Origin of the sequence: Microtetraspora sp. NBRC 16547 (assembly GCF_030268965.1) — a bacterium.
Taxonomy (GTDB): Bacteria; Actinomycetota; Actinomycetes; order Streptosporangiales; family Streptosporangiaceae; genus Microtetraspora.
This window is the reverse complement of record NZ_BSSE01000003.1, coordinates 175822-195050: the sequence shown is the minus strand read 5'-3', so window position 1 is coordinate 195050 and position 19229 is coordinate 175822. Positions and strand designations below refer to the sequence as shown.

The window sequence follows — 19229 nt, the reverse complement described above, 5'->3', positions numbered from 1 at the left end:
GAACGGGGAGATCGGTGAACTCCATCACCGCGCGACGGCGGCATCCCCTCGCGCGTTTTGCCGTTGTGGCGCTCGCGCTGGGCCTCCTCGGCGGAGGATACGCACTCGCCGCGCCGACCGGCAGCACCGCGGACGCGGCAGTCGCGTCCGGCAAGGCCGACGACGTGGCGCAGGGCAAGAGCCTCTTCGTGGCCCACTGCGCCAGCTGTCACGGGCTGAACGCCGAGGGCACCAAGTCCGGCCCCACCCTGGTGGGCGTGGGCGCGGCGGCCGTGGACTTCCAGGTGAGCAGCGGGCGCATGCCTGCGGCCGACCCGGGGGCCCAGGCTCCGCGCAAGCCCCTCGACGAGTGGGTGACCCCGCAGGCCATCGACCAGCTCGCGGCGTACGTCCAGTCACTGGGCGGCGGCCCGACCAGGCCGACGGCCGAGCAGGTCGACCCGGCCAAGGGTGACCCGGCGAAGGGTGGCGAGCTGTTCCGCGCGAACTGCATCCAGTGCCACAACTTCGTCGGCGCCGGCGGCGCGCTGACCTACGGCAAGTACGCTCCGCCGCTGCACGAGTCGTCGCCGACGCAGATCTACGAGGCGATGGCCACGGGTCCGCAGGCGATGCCCGTCTTCAACGACTCAGTGATCACTCCCGAGCAGAAGCGGGACATGATCGCGTACATCACCAGCGTCCGCAGCCAGGTGGACCCGGGCGGTGCCAGTCTCGGCCGTATCGGTCCGGTGACCGAGGGCCTGGTGGCCTGGATCGCCGGCATCAGCCTGCTGGTCCTCGCCGCCATCTGGATCACCGCGAAGAAGCGACAGGCGCATTCATGACAGACAACACCATCGACCAGCCCGAGGATCGCGTGCCGAAGCGCGTCATCGGCACGCCGCCTCCCACGGAGGCCGTTCTCAAGGACGAGACCGTCCACGAGCCCGCCGCCCTGCCGGGCGTGCAGTACCAGGACCCGGTGAGCGCCCGCAAGGCCGAGAAGACGGTCGCGCTGCTCTTCACGATCGCCTTCCTCGCGGGCGTCGGGTTCATCGTCTCGTACGTCGCCTTCCAGGTCGGGACGATCGACAAGACGTCGACGTCCAACTTCGCGCTCGGCGGCACGCTCACCCTCGCGCTGCTTTCGCTGGCGGCCGGCATCACGACGTGGGTGCGCCGGATCATGCCGAAGTACACGATGGTCCAGGAGCGCCACCCGATGGCCTCCGACACCGAGACCCGTGAGTCCGTCAAGGAGACGTTCCTGGCGGGCGCCGACGAGAGCGGCTTCGTCAAGCACAAGCTGCTGCGCCGGACGCTGCTGCTGGCCGCGGCTCCCCTGGGCTTGGCCCCTCTCGTGCTGCTGAAGGACCTCGGCCCGCTGCCGGGCACCAAGCTCCGGCACACGGTGTGGGGCGAGCCCACCAAGACCGGCAAGCCGCGCCGCCTCATCACCGAGGGCACCGGCCAGCCGATCCGCGCCGCCGACTTCAACTCGCCCGGCGGTATCCTGTCGGTGGTCCCCGAGGGCTACGAGCACGACCTCAACGCCCTGGCCAAGGCCACGCTGATCCTGCTCAAGTTCCGTCCGGAGGAGATCAAGTCCGGCACGAACCTGAACTGGACGCACGACGGCATCGTCGCCTACTCGAAGATCTGCACTCACGTGGGCTGCCCGGCGGCGCTGTACGAGCAGACGACCCATCACATCCTCTGCCCGTGCCACCAGTCGACCTTCGACGCCGCCGACGGCGCCAAGGTCGTCTTCGGTCCCGCGGCCCGGCCGCTGCCGCAGCTCCCGATCGGGATCGACGACGAGGGCTTCCTCATCGCCAAGGCCGACTTCAACGTGCCCGTCGGGCCCAGCTTCTGGGAGCGCGGGGACGCGGAGGCGGAAGCTAGGCAGAAGGCGGAGAAGGCGTAATGGACACTCCTCCCAAGGCAATCGCCGGCGTCTCGACCTTCCTCGACGACCGCCTGGGCGCGGGCAGCTTCCTCAAGCGCAACCTGCGGAAGATGTTCCCCGACCACTGGTCGTTCCTGCTGGGCGAGATCGCGCTCTACTCGTTCATCATTCTGCTGCTCACCGGTACGTTCCTGACCTTCTGGTTCAGGCCCACCATGGGCGAGGTGATGTACAACGGGTCGTACGAGCCGCTCAAGGGCGTCATGATGTCCGAGGCGTACGCCTCGGCGCTGAACATCAGCTTCGACGTGCGCGGTGGCCTGCTCATCCGGCAGATCCACCACTGGGCGGCCCTGCTGTTCATCGCCGGCATGGTGGTGCACATGCTCCGCGTGTTCTTCACGGGGGCATACCGCAAGCCGCGCGAGCTGAACTGGCTGATCGGCATCGGCCTGCTGTCCCTCGCCCTGTTCGAGGGTCTCACCGGTTATTCGCTGCCTGACGACCTGCTGTCCGGCGCCGGTCTGCGGATCACCCAGGGTGTCATCCTGTCGATCCCGCTGATCGGCACGTACATCCAGTTCTTCCTCTTCGGTGGCGAATACCCCGGTGAGGACATCATTTCGCGCTTCTTCACGCTGCACATCCTGCTCATCCCGGGCATCCTGCTGGCGCTCATCACCGCCCACATGATCCTCATGTGGGTGCAGAAGCACACCCAGATGCCGGGCAAGGGCCGCACCGAGAAGAACGTGGTCGGCGCTCCGTTCTACCCGGCCTTCATGGCCAAGGCGGGCGCGTACTTCCTGTTCACCTTCGCGGTCCTGGCGGGCCTGGGCACCTTCGCCCAGATCAACCCGATCTGGCTGTTCGGACCGTATACACCGGCGGACATCTCGGCGGGCTCCCAGCCCGACTGGTACATGGGCTTCCTCGAAGGATCCCTGCGCCTGATGCCCGCGTGGGAGATCAACCTCTTCGGCACGTCCGGAGGCACGATCCCGCTCAGTGTGCTGATCCCGGCGCTGCTACCGCTGGGCATCATCATGACCGGCCTGGCGCTGTATCCGTTCCTGGAACAGTGGGTGACCGGCGACCGTCGCGAGCACCACATCGTCGACCGGCCGCGCAACAACCCGCACCGGACCTCGATCGGCATGGCGGCGATCACCTTCTATGGCGTCCTGTGGCTGCTGGGCGCGAACGACGAGATCTCGGCCAACTTCCACATCGGCCTGTACGAGACGACGATCTTCGGTCGCATCGCGGTCTTCCTCGGCCCGCTGATCGCCTACATCGTCACCTACCGGATCTGCATCGGCCTCCAGCGCAAGGACGCCGAGATCGTGTCCCACGGTGTCGAGTCCGGCGTCATCAAGCGGATGCCGAACGGCGAGTACATCGAGGTGCACACGCCGACCTCGGACGACATCCTGGCGCACATGCGCGGCAAGAAGGAGATCCCGGTCATCGAGAGCGGAGCCGACAAGGAGGGGGTCCCGCCCAAGGGCGCCCGTTCTCTCCTCGGCAGGCTCCGCGCCAAGATGAGCAAGGCGTACGGCACGGACCACATTCCTCTCGAGGAGGCCCACGGCGAGGAGCACGCCGCCGTCGGCGCCGGGGAGCGCAAGGAAGTTCACTGAGTCGACTGACTCATACGCAAACGGCCCGGGTGGGGATTCCCACCCGGGCCGTTTCGCTTCTCCCGCCGTGGACGGCCCTCAGATCCTCCGAGACGGCGAACGGCTCGCGTCCCCACAAGTGGGACGCGAGCCGTGGTCAGCGGCGCGGAGAGGCCGTCAGAGCGGCTCGGTGCTGGCGCCGCGGAGCCTGCTCCACTTGAGCCACTGCTTCCAGGACTCCTGCCAGTGGCCCCAGCCGTTCGTCGGGTCGAGCGGCCGCGGCGATCCGCTGATGATGATGGGGTCGCCGATCAGGGTGTTGATCCTGAACCACTTCGCGTTCGCGGGGCTGATGTTGACGCAGCCGTGGCTCACGTTGGAGTTGCCCTGGTCTCCCACCGACCACGGGGCGCCGTGCACGTACTCCCCCGTGTCGGAGATCCGTACGGTGTCGTAGACGGTGGTCTGGTAGTAGCCGGGGCTGCCGGGGCCGATCCCGGGCGAGGTCATGACGGTGACGAGCTCGCGGTCCATGGCGAGATGGACGCCCGAGGTCGTGTAGTACTTCATCGCACCGCCCATGCCGGCGCTGATGGGCATGTTCCGGATGACCTTCCCGTCGCGCACCACCTTCATGTAGTGCGTTCCGGTGTCGCCGTGGCTGATCTGGGAGCGGCCGATGGTGAAGTCGCGGACGTAGTCCTTCGCGCCGTACATCCCGTCGCCGCCGCGTACGCCGGCGAGCCGGGCGACGAGCCGGACCTTCGTGTGGGCCGGCCAGTATTCCTTGGGCCGGAACGACACGTGGCGGTTGTCGAACCAGTGCCACGCGCCCTGGACCGGCTTGGACGCCTGCACCTGCAGGTTCTTCTCGATCGAGACCCGGTCGGTGACGTCGTGGTCGAACGTGATCATGATCGGCATGCCGATGCCGACGGTCAGGCCGGTCAGGTCCTTGTTCGGCAGGATGGTCTGGACGTCGAAGGACTTGGCCGCCTTCAGCGTGGAGAAGGCGCTCCTGGTCTCGGTCGTCTTGCCGGCCCGGTTGATCGCCACGGCGGTCACGGTGTAGTCGGTGCCCGGCGTCATCGGCCGCGCGCTGCGCCACCTGGTCCGGTCGGCGCTGAACATCCCCTCGACCCGCTTCCCCGTCGCCTCGACGGTGACGCTCTTCAGCGTCCCGCCGGCGGCCGTCACCATGATCGGCAGCTCTGGAACGAGGCCCTGAGCCCCGTTCTCCGGCGTGATGCCCACCGCCGTCGCGGGCGCGGCGGCGGCCTCCTGCTCGCGTTCAGCCGCCGCGGCGGTACATCCGGTCGCCATCAGCAGGGCAAGTACCCCAGCACCAGCTCGCATTTGGTCTCCCCCCGGCCACGTACCACTTGCATGGGGTTAGTACCCGATTACGGTGGGTCCGTGCTCAGGCCAGGGATGACAGCTGGCAAAGAAAAGCGTCGCGGCCGGCCAACATGATCGTTGGCCGGCCGCGACGGAGGACGTTCCCGGTCAGTGCGAGAAGTGACCCCGGTAGTACTGGAACACGAAACCGATCGTGCTCATCACGACGCAGAAGAGGCCGATCAGGAACAGCCACATGCCGACGGCGAAGCCGAAGAACGCCAGCGCGGCGGAGAGGCAGACGAACAGCGGCCACCAGCTGTGCGGGCTGTAGAAGCCGAGCTCCCCGGCGCCGTCGCTGATCTCGGCTTCCTTGTTGTCCTCCGGCTGATCACCGACGCGGCGCGCCGTGAACAGCAGGTAGTAGCCGATCATGAGGGCGAGGCCGACGGATATGGCCAGCACGGCGGTGCCGGTCGGCTCCTTGGACCAGAACCAGTACACCAGGTCCACGGCGGCGAAGAAGAGGCCGCACAGCACGAACATCCATCCCTGGATCTTCATCGGCTTTCCTCCAGAGCAGGCTTCGCGGAAAGGTGCGGGTACTTGATGTCGAACGCCGGCCGCTCGGACCGGATACGCGGCAGCGACTTGAAGTTGTGCCGCGGCGGCGGGCAGGAGGTCGCCCACTCAAGCGAACCGCAGTAACCCCACGGGTCGTCGACGGTGACCTTCGGAGCCTTCTTCCAGGTGATCCACACGTTGTAGAAGAACGGCAGGAGCGAGGCGCCGAGAAGGAACGCGCCCACCGACGAGATGAGGTTCAGGTCGGTGAAGCCGTCCACCGCGGCGTAGTCGGCGTAGCGCCGGGGGAAGCCGATGACACCCAGCCAGTGCTGCACCAGGAAGGTCAGGTGGAAGCCGAAGAACGTGAGCCAGAAGTGGACCTTGCCGAGCCGGTCGTTCAACATCCGCCCGGTGAACTTGGGCCACCAGAAGTAGAAGCCCGAGAACATCGCGAACACCACGGTGCCGAAGATCACGTAGTGGAAGTGGGCGACGACGAAGTAGGTGTCGCTGATGTGGAAGTCCAGCGGCGGCGACGCCAGGATGACGCCGGTGAGACCACCGAAGAGGAACGTCACCAGGAAGCCCACCGCGAACAGCATCGGCGACTCGAACGTCAGATGGCCGCGCCACATCGTGCCGATCCAGTTGAAGAACTTCACACCGGTTGGCACCGCGATGAGGAACGTCATGAAGGAGAAGAACGGCAGGAGCACCTGGCCGGTCACGAACATGTGGTGCGCCCACACGGTGATCGACAGGCCCGCGATCGCGATCGTCGCGCCGACCAGGCCGATGTAGCCGAAGATCGGCTTGCGGCTGAACACCGGGATGACCTCGGTGATGATGCCGAAGAACGGCAGCGCGATGATGTAGACCTCGGGGTGCCCGAAGAACCAGAACAGGTGCTGCCACAGGATCGCGCCGCCGGTCGCGGAGTCGAAGATGTGGGCGCCGAGCTTACGGTCTGCCTCCAGGGCCAGCAGCGCTGCCGCGAGGACCGGGAAGGCCAGCAGCACCAGGATGCTGGTGAGCAGGATGTTCCAGGTGAACATCGGCATCCGGAACATGGTCATGCCGGGCGCGCGCATGGTGATGATCGTGGTGATGAAGTTCACCGAGCCGAGGATCGTGCCGAGTCCGGACAGCGCCAGACCCATGATCCACATGTCGCCGCCGATGCCGGGCGAGGTCACCGCGTTGGACAACGGCGCGTAGGCCGTCCATCCGAAGGCGGCGGCGCCGCCGGGGGTGATGAAGCCCGCCACCGCGATGGTGCTGCCGAACAGGTAGAGCCAGTAGCTCACCATGTTCAGCCGGGGGAAGGCCACGTCGGGCGCGCCGATCTGCAACGGCATGATCGCGTTGGCGAAACCGGCGAACAGCGGCGTCGCGAACATCAGCAGCATGATCGTGCCGTGCATCGTGAACAGCTGGTTGAACTGCTCGTTCGTCACGAACTGCAGGCCCGGAGCGGCGAGCTCGGCGCGCATGACCAGCGCCATGACGCCGCCGATCAGGAAGAACACGAAGGACGTGATCAGGTACAGGTGCCCGATCACCTTGTGGTCGGTGGAGGAAAGCCACCGGGCGACGGCCGAGCCCTTGGTGTACGGCCGGGCCACGATGGCGGGTTGCTGGATGGCGGTCACTGTGCACTCCCCGCCTGGCTCTGGATGTACTGGTCGAACTCCGCCTGCGGTACGAGCTTCACCGAGAACAGCATCTTGCTGTGGTCGACGCCGCAAAGCTCAGCGCACCGTCCGACGAAGACGCCCGGGCGGTTCAGCGTCTTGATCTGGAACTTGTTGTGCACCTGGCCGGGGAACACGTCCTGCTTGAACAGGAAGGCCGGCACCCAGAACGAGTGGATGACGTCGGGCGAGTGGAGGTCGAACTCGACCTCGGCACCCGTCGGCAGCACGAGCTGCGGGCCCTCGGGGTTCTCCACGCTCTGCTTCGCCAGGTCGACCGGCATGCCGTCGACCTTGACGGTCTTGCCCTCGTACTCGGTGGTGAAGCGCCAGCTCCACTGGTAGCCGTCGACCTTGACCTTCACCGGGGCGTTCCCGGAGACCCTCATGATCTCGGTCTCGTCACGGGCGGTGAAGTAGAAGAAGACCGAGACCATGATGATGGGCACCACGGTGTAGAGGATCTCGATCGGCAGGTTGTACCGCACCTGAGGCGGCAGCTGGTCCGGCGAGTTCTTCTTCTTGCGGTGGAACGCGCACGTCCAGAGGATCAGGCCCCACACGATGATGCCGGTGGCCAGAGCCGCGATCCAGGCCCCGTTCCAGAGGTTCTGGGTAAGGTGCGCCTGCTCGGTGGCGCCTTCTGGCATGCCGCCACGAGACCACTGTTCAGTCGCCTGGGCGCTACACGCCGTCGCGGACGCCACGAGCACCGCCAGAGCGGCGACGCGTGGCAACCGGCGGCGGGCCAACGGTCGCCGTGTCGTACGGCGGGTCGGACTCACGGATTGCCTACCCCACAGGTGAAGCCCAAGAGTCCCTCTCCTGGGCGAATCTTCCAACTTGCACGTTCACTAGGGACCCGTGCGGCTTCGCACCGGTCACCTCTTTACTTGATTGAGTTCACGCTGGGGGACACATTAGCGCGGACCGGCACCGCCCCTCTGAGCAGCCCCCGTTAATGTCCTAACTGTGGTGTATCTGGACGCGGCCTCGACCGAACCCCTTCACCCCGCGGCGAGGGACGCGCTCCTGGCCGCCCTCGACTCCGGCTGGGCCGATCCGGCCCGTCTGTACGGCCACGCCCGACGGGCGCAGATGCTCCTTGAGCAGGCCCGGGCCGACGTGGCGGACGTGCTCGGCGCCCGCCCCGACGAGGTCGTGTTCACCTCGTCGGGCACCCAGGCGGTTCATCTCGGCGTGCTCGGCACGCTGAACGGGCGCAGACGGACCGGCCGTCATCTGGTGGTCGGCGCCGTTGAGCACTCCAGCGTCCTGCACTCCGCCGAGACCCATGAGCGCGAGGGCGGCACCGTGGAGATCGTGGGCGTGAGCCGTACGGGCCGGGTGGACGCCGGGGCGTTCGCCGAGGCCGTCTCCGCCCCCGGTACGGCCCTGGCCTGCCTGCAGACGGCCAACCACGAGGTGGGGACGCTCCAACCGGTCGAGGAGGCCGCCGCGGCCTGCCAGGAGGCCGGGGTGCCGCTGCTGGTGGACGCGGCCCAGTCCGCCGGTCGGCTCCCGCTCCCCCACGGCTGGTCCGTGCTGACGGCGAGCGCGCACAAGTGGGGCGGCCCGGCGGGCGTCGGCGTGCTGGCGGTGCGGAAGGGGACCCGCTGGCGGTCGCCGTACCCGCAGGACGAGCGGGAACGGCGCCGCGTGCCCGGTTTCGAGAACATCCCGGCGATCGTGGCCGCGGCGGCGGCGCTGCGCGCCAGGGCCGCGGAGAACGCCGCTGGGGAGGCCACTGAAGAGATCTCGGAGAGCACGCGGCTGTCCGCCCTGGTCGATCGCATCAGGACGGAGGTGCCGCGCCTGGTGCCGGACGTGGAGGTGGTCGGCGATCCGCTTCTGCGGCTGCCGCATATTGTCACCTTTTCGTGTCTTTACGTGGAAGGCGAGGCGTTGCTGGCCGAGCTGGACCGGGCCGGTTTCGCGGTCTCGTCCGGGAGCTCGTGCACGGCGAGTACGCTTCGGCCATCGCACGTGCTCGAGGCGATGGGTGTGCTTACGCACGGGAACGTCCGGGTATCGCTGCCCCATGGCGTGTCCGAAGGCGACGTCGACCGGTTCCTCGCCGTCCTTCCGGACATCGTGCGACGCATCCGAGCGAGTTTGGGAGTGCACTGATGTGGCGGAGGCGGTCGGGGGCGGGCAGGAACGAGACCGAGGAGCCGCGAGCCGAGAGCCAGGCCGGGGCGCGTGAGCCCGCCGCGCTGACGATCGACGCGCTGGGGCGCAAGTGCCCCATCCCGATCATCATGCTGGCCGACCAGATCAACCAGGTGCCCATGGGAGCGGTGGTCGAGGTCCTCGCCGACGACCCCGCCGCGTACACCGACGTGCCCGCGTGGTGCCGACTGAAGTCCCACGCGCACGTCGGGAGCGTCGAGCTGCCCCAGGGCGGCTGGTCCATCCAGGTGCGGCGCAACTACTGACTGCCCGCCCGTCGTCTGGGTAGTGGGTTCCCGGAAAGGCACATCGACCAGTTTTCGGGGGATCCCATGACGACCGCACGCAACGTCATGCACTTCGGTGTGCAGTGCATCGGAGAGAACGAAGACCTGCTCACCGCCTCGCGGATGATGCGCGACCTCGGCGTCGGCTCGCTGCCCGTGTGCGGCACCGACGACAGGCTCAAGGGGATCATCACCGACCGCGACATCGTCATCAAGTGCGTCGCGGCCGGTAAGGACTGCTCCGAGGTCAAAGCGAGGGACCTCGCCCAGGGCACGCTCGTCTGGATCGACGCCGACGCGGACCTGGAGGAGGCACTCCACACGATGGAGGAGCACCAGATCCGGCGGCTGCCCGTGCTGGAGAACCACCGGCTCGTCGGCGTGATCAGCGAGGCCGACCTGGCCGCCCACCTGCCCGAGGACAAGCTCGCCGAAGCGGTCACCCGCATCTACGCGGAGAGCACGCCGCGCGTGTAGCGGCGCGCCTCACACGTAACGGCGCCTCACGCGTGAGGGGAATCCCTCACGCGTGACGGCGCCTCAGGCGTAGTGGCACTTGACGTTCGCGGCGACCTCGGCCGCGGCGTCCTGGCCGTAGGCCGCGCCGAACCGGTCCAGGAAGACGCGCTGGCTCAGCTCGTACTCCTGGCAGCCGACCTGCTCCAGCACGTGTGTCGCGGTGAGGTTGCCGACCTGCGCGCAGCGCTCCAGGGACAGACCCCAGGCGAGCGCCGCGAGGAAGCCGGCCCGGAAGGCGTCGCCGACGCCGGTCGGGTCGGCCTTTCCGAGCTCGGGGGCGGGCGGGACGTGCAGGCTGGGCTCGCCGACGCGGTCGATCCTGGCGCCCTTGGGCCCGAGCGTGGTGACGCGGACACCGACCCTGCCCAGGATCTCCTCGTCCGACCAGCCGGTCTTCTGCTCGATGAGGCCCTTCTCATAGTCGTTGCCGAACAGGTAGGCCGCGCCGTCGATGAGCTGGCAGATCTCGTCGCCCGGCATCCGGGCGAGCTGCTGCGAGGGGTCGGCCGCGAACGGGACGCCGCGCCCGCGCGCCTCGTCCGTGTGCCGCAGCATGGCGTCCGGGTCGTTGGGGCTGATCAGGACCAGGTCCAGGCCGCCGATGCGGTCCAGGATCGGGCCCAGCTCGATCTCCCGGGCCTCGGCCATCGCTCCCGTGTAGAACGAGGCGATCTGGTTGTGCTCCTCGTCGGTCGTGCAGAGGAAGCGCGCCGTGTGGTGCAGCTCGGAGACGTAGACCGACTCGCAGTCGACGCCGTGCCGCTCCAGCCACGACCGGTAGTCCGTGAAGTCCGTGCCGACCGCGCCGACGAGGACGGGGCGCAGCCCCAGGCATCCCATGCCGAACGAGATGTTGGCCGCGCACCCCCCGCGACGGATCTGGAGTTCGTCGACCAGGAAGGACAGGGACACCCGGTCGAGCTGTTCGGCGACGAGCTGGTCCCCGAACCTGCCGGGGAAGGTCATCAGGTGGTCGGTCGCGATGGAGCCGGTGACGGCGATGCGCACGGGGTCGTTCTCCTCGTTGTCTGCATCTCGGTTGTACGTCTCGACGAACGTCGTCGCGGACGTATCGACGAAGGTCTTGATAAACCCCGCAAGAATACGCGACCGCAGCCGGGACTCAACCCGATCCCGAGCGCACCGACGCCCCGCACGGCCGGGCTATTCGCGTGGCCGTACGGGGCGTGTGTGCGGCGGGCGGATCCGCTCTCCGGGATCCGCCGGACCCGCTAGTTGAACGAGTCGCCGCAGGCGCAGGAGCCCGTGGCGTTCGGGTTGTCGATCGTGAAGCCCTGCTTCTCGATCGTGTCGACGAAGTCGACCGTGGCACCGATCAGGTACGGCGCGCTCATCCGGTCGGTCACGACGCTGACACCGCCGAAGTCCGACACGACGTCGCCGTCCATGGAGCGGTCGTCGAAGAAGAGCTGGTAGCGGAGGCCGGAACAGCCGCCCGGCTGCACGGCGACGCGCAGCTTCAGCCCCTCTTCGCCCTGCTGCTCCAGCAGGCTCTTGACCTTGGCGGCGGCCGCATCAGTCAGGATCAGGCCCTGCTGCGTGGTCTCGCTGCTCTCAACCGTCATGTGCTGACTCCCGCGTCTGCGTCAACCGCCCACCGGGAGCGGTCGATTGATTCTGACGTCTCAGGTAGGGCTCAAAGGGATATTTCCACCTTCGTTGAAGGTCACACCCTGAGCTCTCCCCAGATAGACGCTACCAACACCGGCCCGGCGCCACACATTCCCCGCCGTCGCCGAAGGCGCCGGGCGAAGCGCGCGAGACCCCTGCCGGGGCCCCTGGAATGAAACGGACGAGGGGTGTGTAATTATTAGTCGTCAGTTCGACGATAAGTCCCCGAAGGGGGTGTGGTCGTGACGACCACCGAGACCGGGATCCCGCTCTTCATCCTCGGCCAGGACACCGACCCGCACAGTGAACGCGGAGTGGACTGTCCGGGTGAGCTGCCCCTCGCCTCCGATCCCGCGCTGGTCGAGCGCGCCCGCAAGGCCAAGGAACGGCTCGGCGACAGGCTCTTCGTGCTCGGCCACCACTACCAGCGCGACGAGGTCATCCAGTTCGCCGACGTGACGGGCGACTCCTTCAAGCTCGCCCGCGAGGCCGCCGCCCGGCCGGAGGCCGAGTACATCGTGTTCTGCGGCGTGCACTTCATGGCGGAGTCGGCCGACATCCTGACCAGCGACGCGCAGAAGGTCGTGCTGCCCGACCTCGCGGCCGGCTGCTCAATGGCCGACATGGCGACCTTCGACCAGGTCGAGGAGTGCTGGGAGGCCCTGGAGGACGCCGGGATCGCCGACCAGGTGGTCCCGATCACATATATGAACTCGAGTGCCGACATCAAGGCCTTCTGCGGGCGGCACGGGGGCGCGGTGTGCACTTCCTCCAACGCCCGGCGGGCGCTGGAGTGGGCCTTCGAGCAGGGCGAGAAGATCCTCTTCCTCCCCGACCAGCACCTGGGCCGCAACACCGCCGTGCTGGAGATGGGCCTGTCCCTCGACGACTGCGTGGTCTACAACCCGCACCGCCCGAACGGCGGCCTCACCCGGGAGCAGTTGGAGAACGCCCGGATGATCCTGTGGAGGGGCCACTGCTCGGTCCACGGCCGGTTCACCGCCGAGTGCGTCGACGACGTGCGCGCGCGCATTCCCGGCGTGAACGTGCTGGTCCACCCGGAGTGCCGCCACGAGGTCGTGACCAAGGCCGACTACGTGGGCTCGACGGAGTACATCATCCGCATGCTGGAGGAGGCGCCGGCCGGCTCCTCGTGGGCGATCGGCACCGAGCTGAACCTGGTCAAGCGGCTCGCGCAGACCTTCCCGGACAAGGACGTGACCTTCCTTGACCGGACCGTCTGCTACTGCTCCACGATGAACCGGATCGACCTGCCGCACCTGGTGTGGGCGCTGGAGTCGCTCGCCGACAGCGAGGTCGTCAACCAGATCACGGTCGACCCCGACACCACCCACTGGGCCAAGGTCGCCCTCGACCGCATGCTCGCGCTCCCCTGATCCGGCAGGCCGGTACGTACGCGTGGTGATCCTCCGGACGGACGGATCACCACGCGGCGGCGGGCTCAGAGGCCGGGAGCACCCCAGACCGGGAACCAGCGGGCGAGGTCGGGCTCGATCTTGAGCTCGCCCGCGAGCACTCCGCGGACCTGCAGTTCCAGGGCGTTGTCCCGCTGAGTCCCTCCGGCGGGCGCGAAGGGGTAGAACGTGCCCTGCTTGTAGAGGTAGACGATGGCCAGCCGCCGCTCACGCGGATCGGTGAAGCTCACCAGCGAGCACAGCAGGGACGGCCCGAAGCCGCTCGCCTCCAGCGTCGAGTTGACCGCGTGCAGGTCGGTGACCAGCGACGCCACATCCTCGACGGGGCGGCGGACCACCAGCCAGGTGTAGCCGTAGGAGTCGGGCGCCAGCTCGGTCCCCTCGCCCAGGAGGGCCCGCATGTCCTGTTCGAGCTGGATGAAGGCCCCGCCCTCGGCGGCGCGGAAGCACACCGAGCCGACCCCCGCGGGGGCGAACCCGGTGGCCGCCTGCAGGGTCACCGCCGCGGACGGCAGCGCGAACAGCGCGTCGAGGTCGGGCCTGGCCGGCTTCGACCGGCCGAGAAGCGCGTCGAACCAGCCCATCAGCGCCCCAGCTCGGCCGAGATCTTGGACAGCTGCGCCAGACGGCGCTCCAGCGACGGGTGCGTGGAGAACAGGGACGCGATGCTCTGCCCGGAGAGGGCGGGCGCGAAGTAGAACGCGTTGAACGCCTGCTCCTCACGCAGGTCCCGCGTCGGGATCCGCGCGATCTCCCCGCTCACCTTCGTCAGCGCGCTCGCCAGGGCGGAAGGACGCTGGGTCAGCAGCGCGCCCGCGCGGTCGGCGGCCAGCTCCCGGTAACGGGACAGGGCCCGCGTCAGCAGGAAACTCACGGCGTAGGCGATGCCGGACACCAGCAGGATGATCAGCCCGACGGGCGGGCCGTTGTTGTTGTTGCCCCTGCGGCCGCCCAGGCCGCTGTAGAGGGCGAACCGGGTCATCAGCCCGGCCACGACCCCGAGGAACGAGGCGATCGTCATGACCGCGACGTCGCGGTGCGCGACGTGTGACATCTCATGGGCGAGGACGCCTTCCAGCTCCTGCGCGTCCAGCCTGCGCAGGATCCCGGTCGTCACACAGACGACCGCGTTCTTCTGGTTGCGCCCGGTGGCGAACGCGTTCGGCACGTCCGAGTCGGCGATCGCCACCCTGGGTTTCGGCATGTCCGCCATCGCGCTCAGCCGGTCGATGATGCCGTGCAGCTCAGGGGCTTCCTGAGGGGAGACCTCCCGGCCGTGCATCGCGAACAATGCGATCTTGTCGGACAGGAAGTACTGCACCAGCAGGAAGCCCGCGGCGATCACCAGCACCACGACCGCGCGTACTCCGACCGCGATCAGGATGGCCATGAACGCGACGTAGAGCAGCCCGAGCAGGAACATGGTCGTGACCATCCGGGTGGTCAGACCACGATCAGGGGCGAACCTGGTCCGGGACATCAGCCCGGGATGAGCCCGGTGTCGCCGAGCATGTCCCGCACTTCCTCTATCGAGGCGTCGGCGGGCGGCAGGATCAGCTCGGACGGCTCCAGCGAGTCGTCCGGCAGCGCATTGCCCACCTGACGGACCTTGTCCAGAAGCGCGTGCAGCTTGACCCGGAAGACCTCCTCGTCCTCGGACTCGATGGCGGCCTCAAGCTCGCTGTCCAGGGCGTTCAGAACGTCGAGATCGGCGTCCGCGATCTGGATCTGGCCCTCTCCCATGATTCGGACGATCACAGGCCCTCCCCCGGCTGACGCAGCTGCTGGGTCTGCGGCGACGACTGCGCCGCCTGACCCGGCTGCCCTGCCTCGATGGCGCTCTTGGGAGCCGGGCCCTGCCCCAGCTCCGCCTTCATCCTGGCGATCTCCAGCTCGATGTCCGTGCCACCGCCCATGCGGTCCAGCTCGGCCTGGATGTCGTCACGCTGGCCGGTGAAGTCGTCGAGGGCGCCGCTGGCCAGCAGCTCGTCGATCGCCCCCGCACGCGCCTGCATCTGCGCGGTCTTGTCCTCGGCGCGCTGGATCGCGAGGCCGACGTCGCCCATCTCCTCGGAGATGCCGGAGAACGCCTCGTTGATCCGGGTCTGCGCCTCGGCCGCCGTGTAGGTGGCCTTGATGGTCTCCTTCTTGGTGCGGAAGGAGTCCACCTTGGCCTGCAGCCGCTGGCTGGCGAGGGTGAGCTTCTCCTCCTCGCCCTGCAGGTTGTTGTACTGGATCCGGAGATCGGCGATCTGCGTGTTCAGACCGTTGCGGCGGGCCAGCGCCTCACGCGCCAGGTCCTCCCGCCCTGCCGACAGCGCCTGCCGCCCCTGGTTCTCCAGCTTCGTGGCCTGGCTTTCCAGCTGGTTGATCTGCAGTTCGACCCGCTTGCGGCTGGTCGCGACGTCGGCCACACCCCGGCGCACCTTCTGCAGCAGCTCCAGCTGGCGCTGGTAGGAGTAGTCCAGGGTCTCCCGCGGATCCTCCATCTTGTCCAGTGCCCTGTTGGCCTTCGACTTGAAGATCATGGAAAGTCTTTTCATCACGCTCATGCGCGTCGGCCGTCCCCTTCTCAAGGTTGCGTGGGTAGCCCCAGCCGTATTCAGTCGCCCAAAAGCGGCAGAGCCGCCTGGGTTCACCCTACGCATAACGCGCGAGGGCGTCACTAAGTTGCACTCCCGGTAGGCTGGGCCACGTGTTCGGACGTCGTAACCAGGCCGCTACGGACGAGGCCCCCGTCCCCGTGGAAGATCCTAAGCCCCAGGGGACTCCGGGTAAGGGCCGTCCCACCCCCAAGCGGAGCGAGGCCCAGGGGCGCCGCCGCTCGCCCGTGACCGCGCCGGCCAACCGCAAGGAAGCCTACCGGCAGCAGCGCGACCGCGACCGGGCGCTACGGGCCCGCCAGCGCGAGGGCATGCTGCGCGGCGAGGAGAAGTACCTCCTCCCCCGCGACAAGGGCCCCCTGCGCAAGTTCGCCCGCGACTGGGTCGACTCCCGGCGTCTCCCCGGTCAGTACTTCCTGCCCGTCGTGCTGGTCATCATGCTGCTGTCGATGGTGCCGTTCCCGCTGCAGATCCGCACGGTGGTCCTCACGGTGTACACCCTGGCCCTGCCGGTGGTGATGGTCGGGGTGCTCGGCAGTTCCTTCTATGTCGCGAACCGCGTGAAGAAGGCGGCCGCGGCGAAGTTCCCCGACGAGAACCTCAAGGGCATCGGTTTCTACGCGGCGATGCGCTCCTCGCAGATCCGCCGCCTGCGGTTCCCCAAGCCGATGGTGCTGCCCGGCGGCAAGCCGGTCTCGCCGCCGGCGAGCTGAGTTCCGGTACGGCCTCCGCCCGGCGGAGGCCGTCCGCCGCTCCTGCCCTTCCCGGCCTCCCACGGCTTGTGCGGCCCGTCCGGCCGTCACGCGTCTGGTACCTCGTCCGGGTCGTCCAGGCCCAGGTCGTCCACGTCGATCCATCCGAGCGCCCCGCCCGTCACCTGAGGGACCAGCCGGCCTCTCAGCGGCTCTCCCGTGGTGAGCGCGTCCGCCGTCGCCCTTAGCAGCGCGTAGGAGGAGGACCAGTCCGCTCCTCTCGTGAACGTGCCCCCGTCCTCGATGAAGGTTCCCGCGACGTCCTTCCGCGCCGAATCGACCAGCAGATATTCGCCGTTCTGGTCGTCTCCGACGGGGATCATGCGCCCGCTCCACCACTCGTCCCGTGGATCGGTGGTGTAGTCCGAGGTCGCCGAGGTCGCGTGAGCCGTTGTGCCGCAGGAGCGAGGCGCGCAGCGCACGTCCGCCATCGGCCCTTGCGCACGGGCGAACGTCTCGATACGGGCGAAGACCTCGAGCAGGTCGGCGCCCCGGCGACGACGGCGGGCCCCCACCCCGGCTCCTGCGCGGCTTCCCAGGGGGTCCGGGCCCGTCATGGCACTATGGCGACCGGCGTCGCTCCGGGGGGACGGCCGCGGGAGAGAGCCGTACCGGTCGTTTGGGGGGCGGCGAGACGATCGCGAAGACGGAGCGGGGATGAGGACCAGCAGGCGGGGATTCTGGGGCGTGGCCGCGGGGCTCGCGGCGGTCGCGGCGGGCGTGGGCGGCGGCAAGTTGGTGGCGGCGATCCGCCGGGCGACGCCAGGGACGCTCGGATCGGGAGACGTCCCGCGCGGGGGCGCGGCGCACGACCCCTCCGGCCACATGGGCGACCTCCCGGGCGCGGATCACGCGTACGACCCGCTGCACCCCGGCTCCTCACCGGCCGGCCACGGACCCGCCACCGCGGCGGACATCCCACAGGGCCGCGGGATCACCGCCACGCTGACGCCTTTCGTGGACGCGCTCCGCGTCCCGCCGGTCATCCGCCCGCAGGGGCCGCGGCTGACGATCGAGTTACGCTCGGTGAACCGGCGGCTGCACGCGCAGCTCCCGCCGACCCGCCTGTGGACCTACGGCGGGCACTTCCCGGGCCCGACCATTGAGGTGCGGCGCGGGCAGCGGCTGGAGGTGGCCTGGCGGAACGTCATCGACGACAAGCGGGTGCCGGTCACCGCCGTGGAGGTCTACGCCCCGGTGGGGGCGGAGCCCAACCCGTACGTCGTGCCGGGGCGCAGCGGGGGCACGCCGCGCGCGGACGTGGCCGCGATCCCGCCGTGGCTGGTCGTGCATCTGCACGGCGCCGTCACCGGGGCGGGCCAGGACGGATGGTCGGAGAACGGGCAGTTCCCCGGCGAGACGCAGATCGTGGAGTATCTCAACCACCAGCCGGCGTCCACCCTGTGGTACCACGATCACTCGATGCACGTCTCGACGTGGACGCTCTTCGCCGGGCTGATCGGCATGTACCTGATCAGGGACGATGAGGAGGACCGGCTCGGGCTGCCGCACGGCGACCGCGAGATCCCGCTGGTGATCACCGACCGCAACTTTGAGGTGGACGCGGACGGACGGCTCACCGGCCGCCTGCTGCACAAGGTGACCTACGCCGACGCGGCGCCGCCGCACATCACGGCCGGGTTCCGCGGGCCGTACACGCTGGTCAACGGCACGATCTGGCCCCATCTGGACGTGGCGCCCGCCTGGTACCGGTTCCGGATGCTCAACGCCTGCAACACCCGCACGTACCACATGATGATCATCGATGAGAAGACCGGGCGGCCGGTGAAGGGGGCGGTGCGGCAGATCGGGACGGACGCCGGGCTCCTGCCCGCGCCCGTGACCGTCGACTCGCCGCTCATCCTGTCGCCCGGGGAGCGCGCGGACATCCTGGTCGACTTCTCGGGATCCGGCGGGCGCCGGCTGCGGCTGGTGAACGTGCTGGACGACAACCCGCCCGCCCCGCCCATCTCGCGGGAGTCGGCTCCGGGGGTGCCCACGGCCGGCCTGCCGTACCCGCAGATAATGCAGTTCCGGGTCGCGGCCAAGGGCAAAGCCGACCCGTTCACCCCTCCCCCGGTGCTCTCGGCCTCGTTCACCCGCCTGACGTACGGCGCGCTGCCCACGGACCGCTACCACCGGATCGTCGCCACGAAGGTGCTCGGCGGACGGCACGCCGAGATGTGGGAGATGGAGGAGGTGGACGCGGCGTCGGTGAAGATCCCGTCGGACGGCGTGGTGCAGCTCCGGGGGCCGGACGGCAGACTGCGGACCTTCAAGCGGATCTCCCGCAACCCCGACGACACCGTGAACTTCTACGGCGAGCTGGGCAAGTGCGAGCAGTGGACGTTCATCAACGCCGCCACGGCGCTGCACCCGATGCACATCCACCTGATGCGCTTCCAGATCCTGTCGCGGGACATCTACGACGTCAGCGGGTTCGACATGAAGCTCTGCGGCACCACCCGTCCCCTCGAGTTCAAGGAGACGGGCGTGGTCGAGGAGGGCGAGAAGGGCTGGAAGGACGTGGTCCGCCTCGGCGACGCGGAGGTCGTGGAGATCGCCGGCACGTTCGTGGGCGGCACCGGGCGGTACGCCTACCACTGCCACCTGCTGGAACACCAGGACGTGGGGATGATGCGGCCGATCATCGTCTTCCCGCCGGGGATCGCGGCGCTGCGCCTGGCACACCAGCACACCGGCTGATCGACCGGAT

20 protein-coding genes are annotated in these 19229 nt (G+C 68.6%); 9 read left to right on the top strand and 11 right to left on the bottom strand.

Going from position 1 to position 19229, the window contains the following annotated elements; all coding sequences use genetic code 11:
* Window positions 1-14 precede the first annotated feature (14 nt).
* From qcrC to qcrB, 3 genes are read left to right on the top strand one after another with little or no spacing between them, the layout of a single operon-like run.
* Window positions 15-827: a cytochrome bc1 complex diheme cytochrome c subunit gene (qcrC, locus tag QSK17_RS06225; RefSeq protein WP_285703471.1), complete on the top strand. Its 813-nt coding sequence runs from the start codon at window positions 15-17 to the stop codon at window positions 825-827.
* Window positions 824-1909, top strand: coding sequence for a cytochrome bc1 complex Rieske iron-sulfur subunit (qcrA, locus tag QSK17_RS06220; RefSeq protein ID WP_285703470.1), 1086 nt, complete (start codon window positions 824-826; stop codon window positions 1907-1909). The genes qcrC and qcrA overlap by 4 nt, the downstream gene beginning before the upstream one ends.
* Window positions 1909-3534: a cytochrome bc1 complex cytochrome b subunit gene (qcrB, locus tag QSK17_RS06215; protein ID WP_285703469.1), complete on the top strand. Its 1626-nt coding sequence runs from the start codon at window positions 1909-1911 to the stop codon at window positions 3532-3534. Before qcrA ends, qcrB begins: the two co-directional genes overlap by 1 nt.
* Before the next feature lie 156 nt (window positions 3535-3690).
* Here the strand turns inward: qcrB and QSK17_RS06210 are convergent, their stop codons facing one another.
* The 4 genes from QSK17_RS06210 to ctaC all read right to left on the bottom strand — a co-directional run bounded on the left by QSK17_RS06210 (window position 3691) and on the right by ctaC (window position 7897).
* Window positions 3691-4869 (bottom strand): L,D-transpeptidase, encoded by a 1179-nt coding sequence (locus tag QSK17_RS06210; RefSeq protein ID WP_285703468.1) that lies wholly within the window; start codon window positions 4867-4869, stop codon window positions 3691-3693.
* 150 nt (window positions 4870-5019) lie between these two features.
* The gene (locus QSK17_RS06205) at window positions 5020-5415 is read right to left on the bottom strand and encodes a cytochrome c oxidase subunit 4 (protein WP_285703467.1); all 396 of its coding nucleotides are present in this window, start codon (window positions 5413-5415) and stop codon (window positions 5020-5022) included.
* On the bottom strand, window positions 5412-7070 hold the full coding sequence (gene ctaD / locus QSK17_RS06200; RefSeq protein ID WP_285703466.1) for an aa3-type cytochrome oxidase subunit I: 1659 nt from the start codon (window positions 7068-7070) through the stop codon (window positions 5412-5414). The genes QSK17_RS06205 and ctaD overlap by 4 nt, the downstream gene beginning before the upstream one ends.
* Entirely contained in the window at window positions 7067-7897 is an 831-nt protein-coding gene (ctaC, locus tag QSK17_RS06195) for an aa3-type cytochrome oxidase subunit II (RefSeq protein WP_502889144.1), read from the bottom strand. The genes ctaD and ctaC overlap by 4 nt, the downstream gene beginning before the upstream one ends.
* A 187-nt stretch (window positions 7898-8084) precedes the next feature.
* On the opposite strand from ctaC, the gene QSK17_RS06190 reads away from it, so the two are divergent.
* The 3 genes from QSK17_RS06190 to QSK17_RS06180 all read left to right on the top strand — a co-directional run bounded on the left by QSK17_RS06190 (window position 8085) and on the right by QSK17_RS06180 (window position 10048).
* On the top strand, window positions 8085-9242 hold the full coding sequence (locus QSK17_RS06190) for a cysteine desulfurase family protein (protein ID WP_285703464.1): 1158 nt from the start codon (window positions 8085-8087) through the stop codon (window positions 9240-9242).
* The gene (locus QSK17_RS06185) at window positions 9242-9550 is read left to right on the top strand and encodes a sulfurtransferase TusA family protein (protein ID WP_285703463.1); all 309 of its coding nucleotides are present in this window, start codon (window positions 9242-9244) and stop codon (window positions 9548-9550) included. Before QSK17_RS06190 ends, QSK17_RS06185 begins: the two co-directional genes overlap by 1 nt.
* 66 nt (window positions 9551-9616) lie before the next feature.
* Window positions 9617-10048: a CBS domain-containing protein gene (locus QSK17_RS06180; RefSeq protein WP_285703462.1), complete on the top strand. Its 432-nt coding sequence runs from the start codon at window positions 9617-9619 to the stop codon at window positions 10046-10048.
* A 63-nt stretch (window positions 10049-10111) separates the two neighbouring features.
* Here the strand turns inward: QSK17_RS06180 and QSK17_RS06175 are convergent, their stop codons facing one another.
* Window positions 10112-11098, bottom strand: a complete 987-nt coding sequence (locus tag QSK17_RS06175) for a carbohydrate kinase family protein (protein ID WP_285703461.1) — start codon at window positions 11096-11098, stop codon at window positions 10112-10114.
* A 224-nt stretch (window positions 11099-11322) separates the two neighbouring features.
* Window positions 11323-11676, bottom strand: coding sequence for an iron-sulfur cluster insertion protein ErpA (erpA, locus tag QSK17_RS06170; protein ID WP_285703460.1), 354 nt, complete (start codon window positions 11674-11676; stop codon window positions 11323-11325).
* Between the two features lie 288 nt (window positions 11677-11964).
* On the opposite strand from erpA, the gene nadA reads away from it, so the two are divergent.
* Window positions 11965-13119, top strand: a complete 1155-nt coding sequence (gene nadA / locus QSK17_RS06165; protein ID WP_285703459.1) for a quinolinate synthase NadA — start codon at window positions 11965-11967, stop codon at window positions 13117-13119.
* 65 nt (window positions 13120-13184) lie between these two features.
* Here nadA and pspAB read toward each other — a convergent pair whose 3' ends face one another.
* The 4 genes from pspAB to QSK17_RS06145 are packed head-to-tail and all read right to left on the bottom strand — an operon-like array spanning window position 13185 to window position 15710.
* Window positions 13185-13742 carry a PspA-associated protein PspAB gene (gene pspAB, locus QSK17_RS06160; protein ID WP_285703458.1) on the bottom strand — a complete coding sequence of 186 codons (558 nt, stop codon included), beginning with the start codon at window positions 13740-13742 and terminating at the stop codon, window positions 13185-13187.
* Window positions 13742-14638: a zinc metalloprotease HtpX gene (gene htpX / locus QSK17_RS06155; protein ID WP_285703457.1), complete on the bottom strand. Its 897-nt coding sequence runs from the start codon at window positions 14636-14638 to the stop codon at window positions 13742-13744. The genes pspAB and htpX overlap by 1 nt, the downstream gene beginning before the upstream one ends.
* Window positions 14638-14916: a PspA-associated protein PspAA gene (pspAA, locus tag QSK17_RS06150; RefSeq protein ID WP_285703456.1), complete on the bottom strand. Its 279-nt coding sequence runs from the start codon at window positions 14914-14916 to the stop codon at window positions 14638-14640. The genes htpX and pspAA overlap by 1 nt, the downstream gene beginning before the upstream one ends.
* Window positions 14913-15710 carry a PspA/IM30 family protein gene (locus tag QSK17_RS06145; protein WP_285703455.1) on the bottom strand — a complete coding sequence of 266 codons (798 nt, stop codon included), beginning with the start codon at window positions 15708-15710 and terminating at the stop codon, window positions 14913-14915. The genes pspAA and QSK17_RS06145 overlap by 4 nt, the downstream gene beginning before the upstream one ends.
* Window positions 15711-15853: 143 nt before the next feature.
* Between QSK17_RS06145 and QSK17_RS06140 the strand changes: the two genes are divergently transcribed.
* The gene (locus QSK17_RS06140) at window positions 15854-16474 is read left to right on the top strand and encodes a DUF3043 domain-containing protein (protein ID WP_285703454.1); all 621 of its coding nucleotides are present in this window, start codon (window positions 15854-15856) and stop codon (window positions 16472-16474) included.
* An 86-nt stretch (window positions 16475-16560) separates the two neighbouring features.
* On the opposite strand, the gene QSK17_RS06135 is transcribed toward QSK17_RS06140, so the two are convergent.
* A complete protein-coding gene (locus tag QSK17_RS06135; protein WP_285703453.1) occupies window positions 16561-17028 on the bottom strand; it encodes an SMI1/KNR4 family protein in 468 nt (155 codons plus the stop codon).
* 142 nt (window positions 17029-17170) lie between these two features.
* Here QSK17_RS06135 and QSK17_RS06130 point away from each other — a divergent pair, with 142 nt between their 5' ends.
* Window positions 17171-19219 carry a multicopper oxidase family protein gene (locus QSK17_RS06130; protein ID WP_285703452.1) on the top strand — a complete coding sequence of 683 codons (2049 nt, stop codon included), beginning with the start codon at window positions 17171-17173 and terminating at the stop codon, window positions 19217-19219.
* The last annotated feature ends 10 nt before the right edge of the window (window positions 19220-19229 follow it).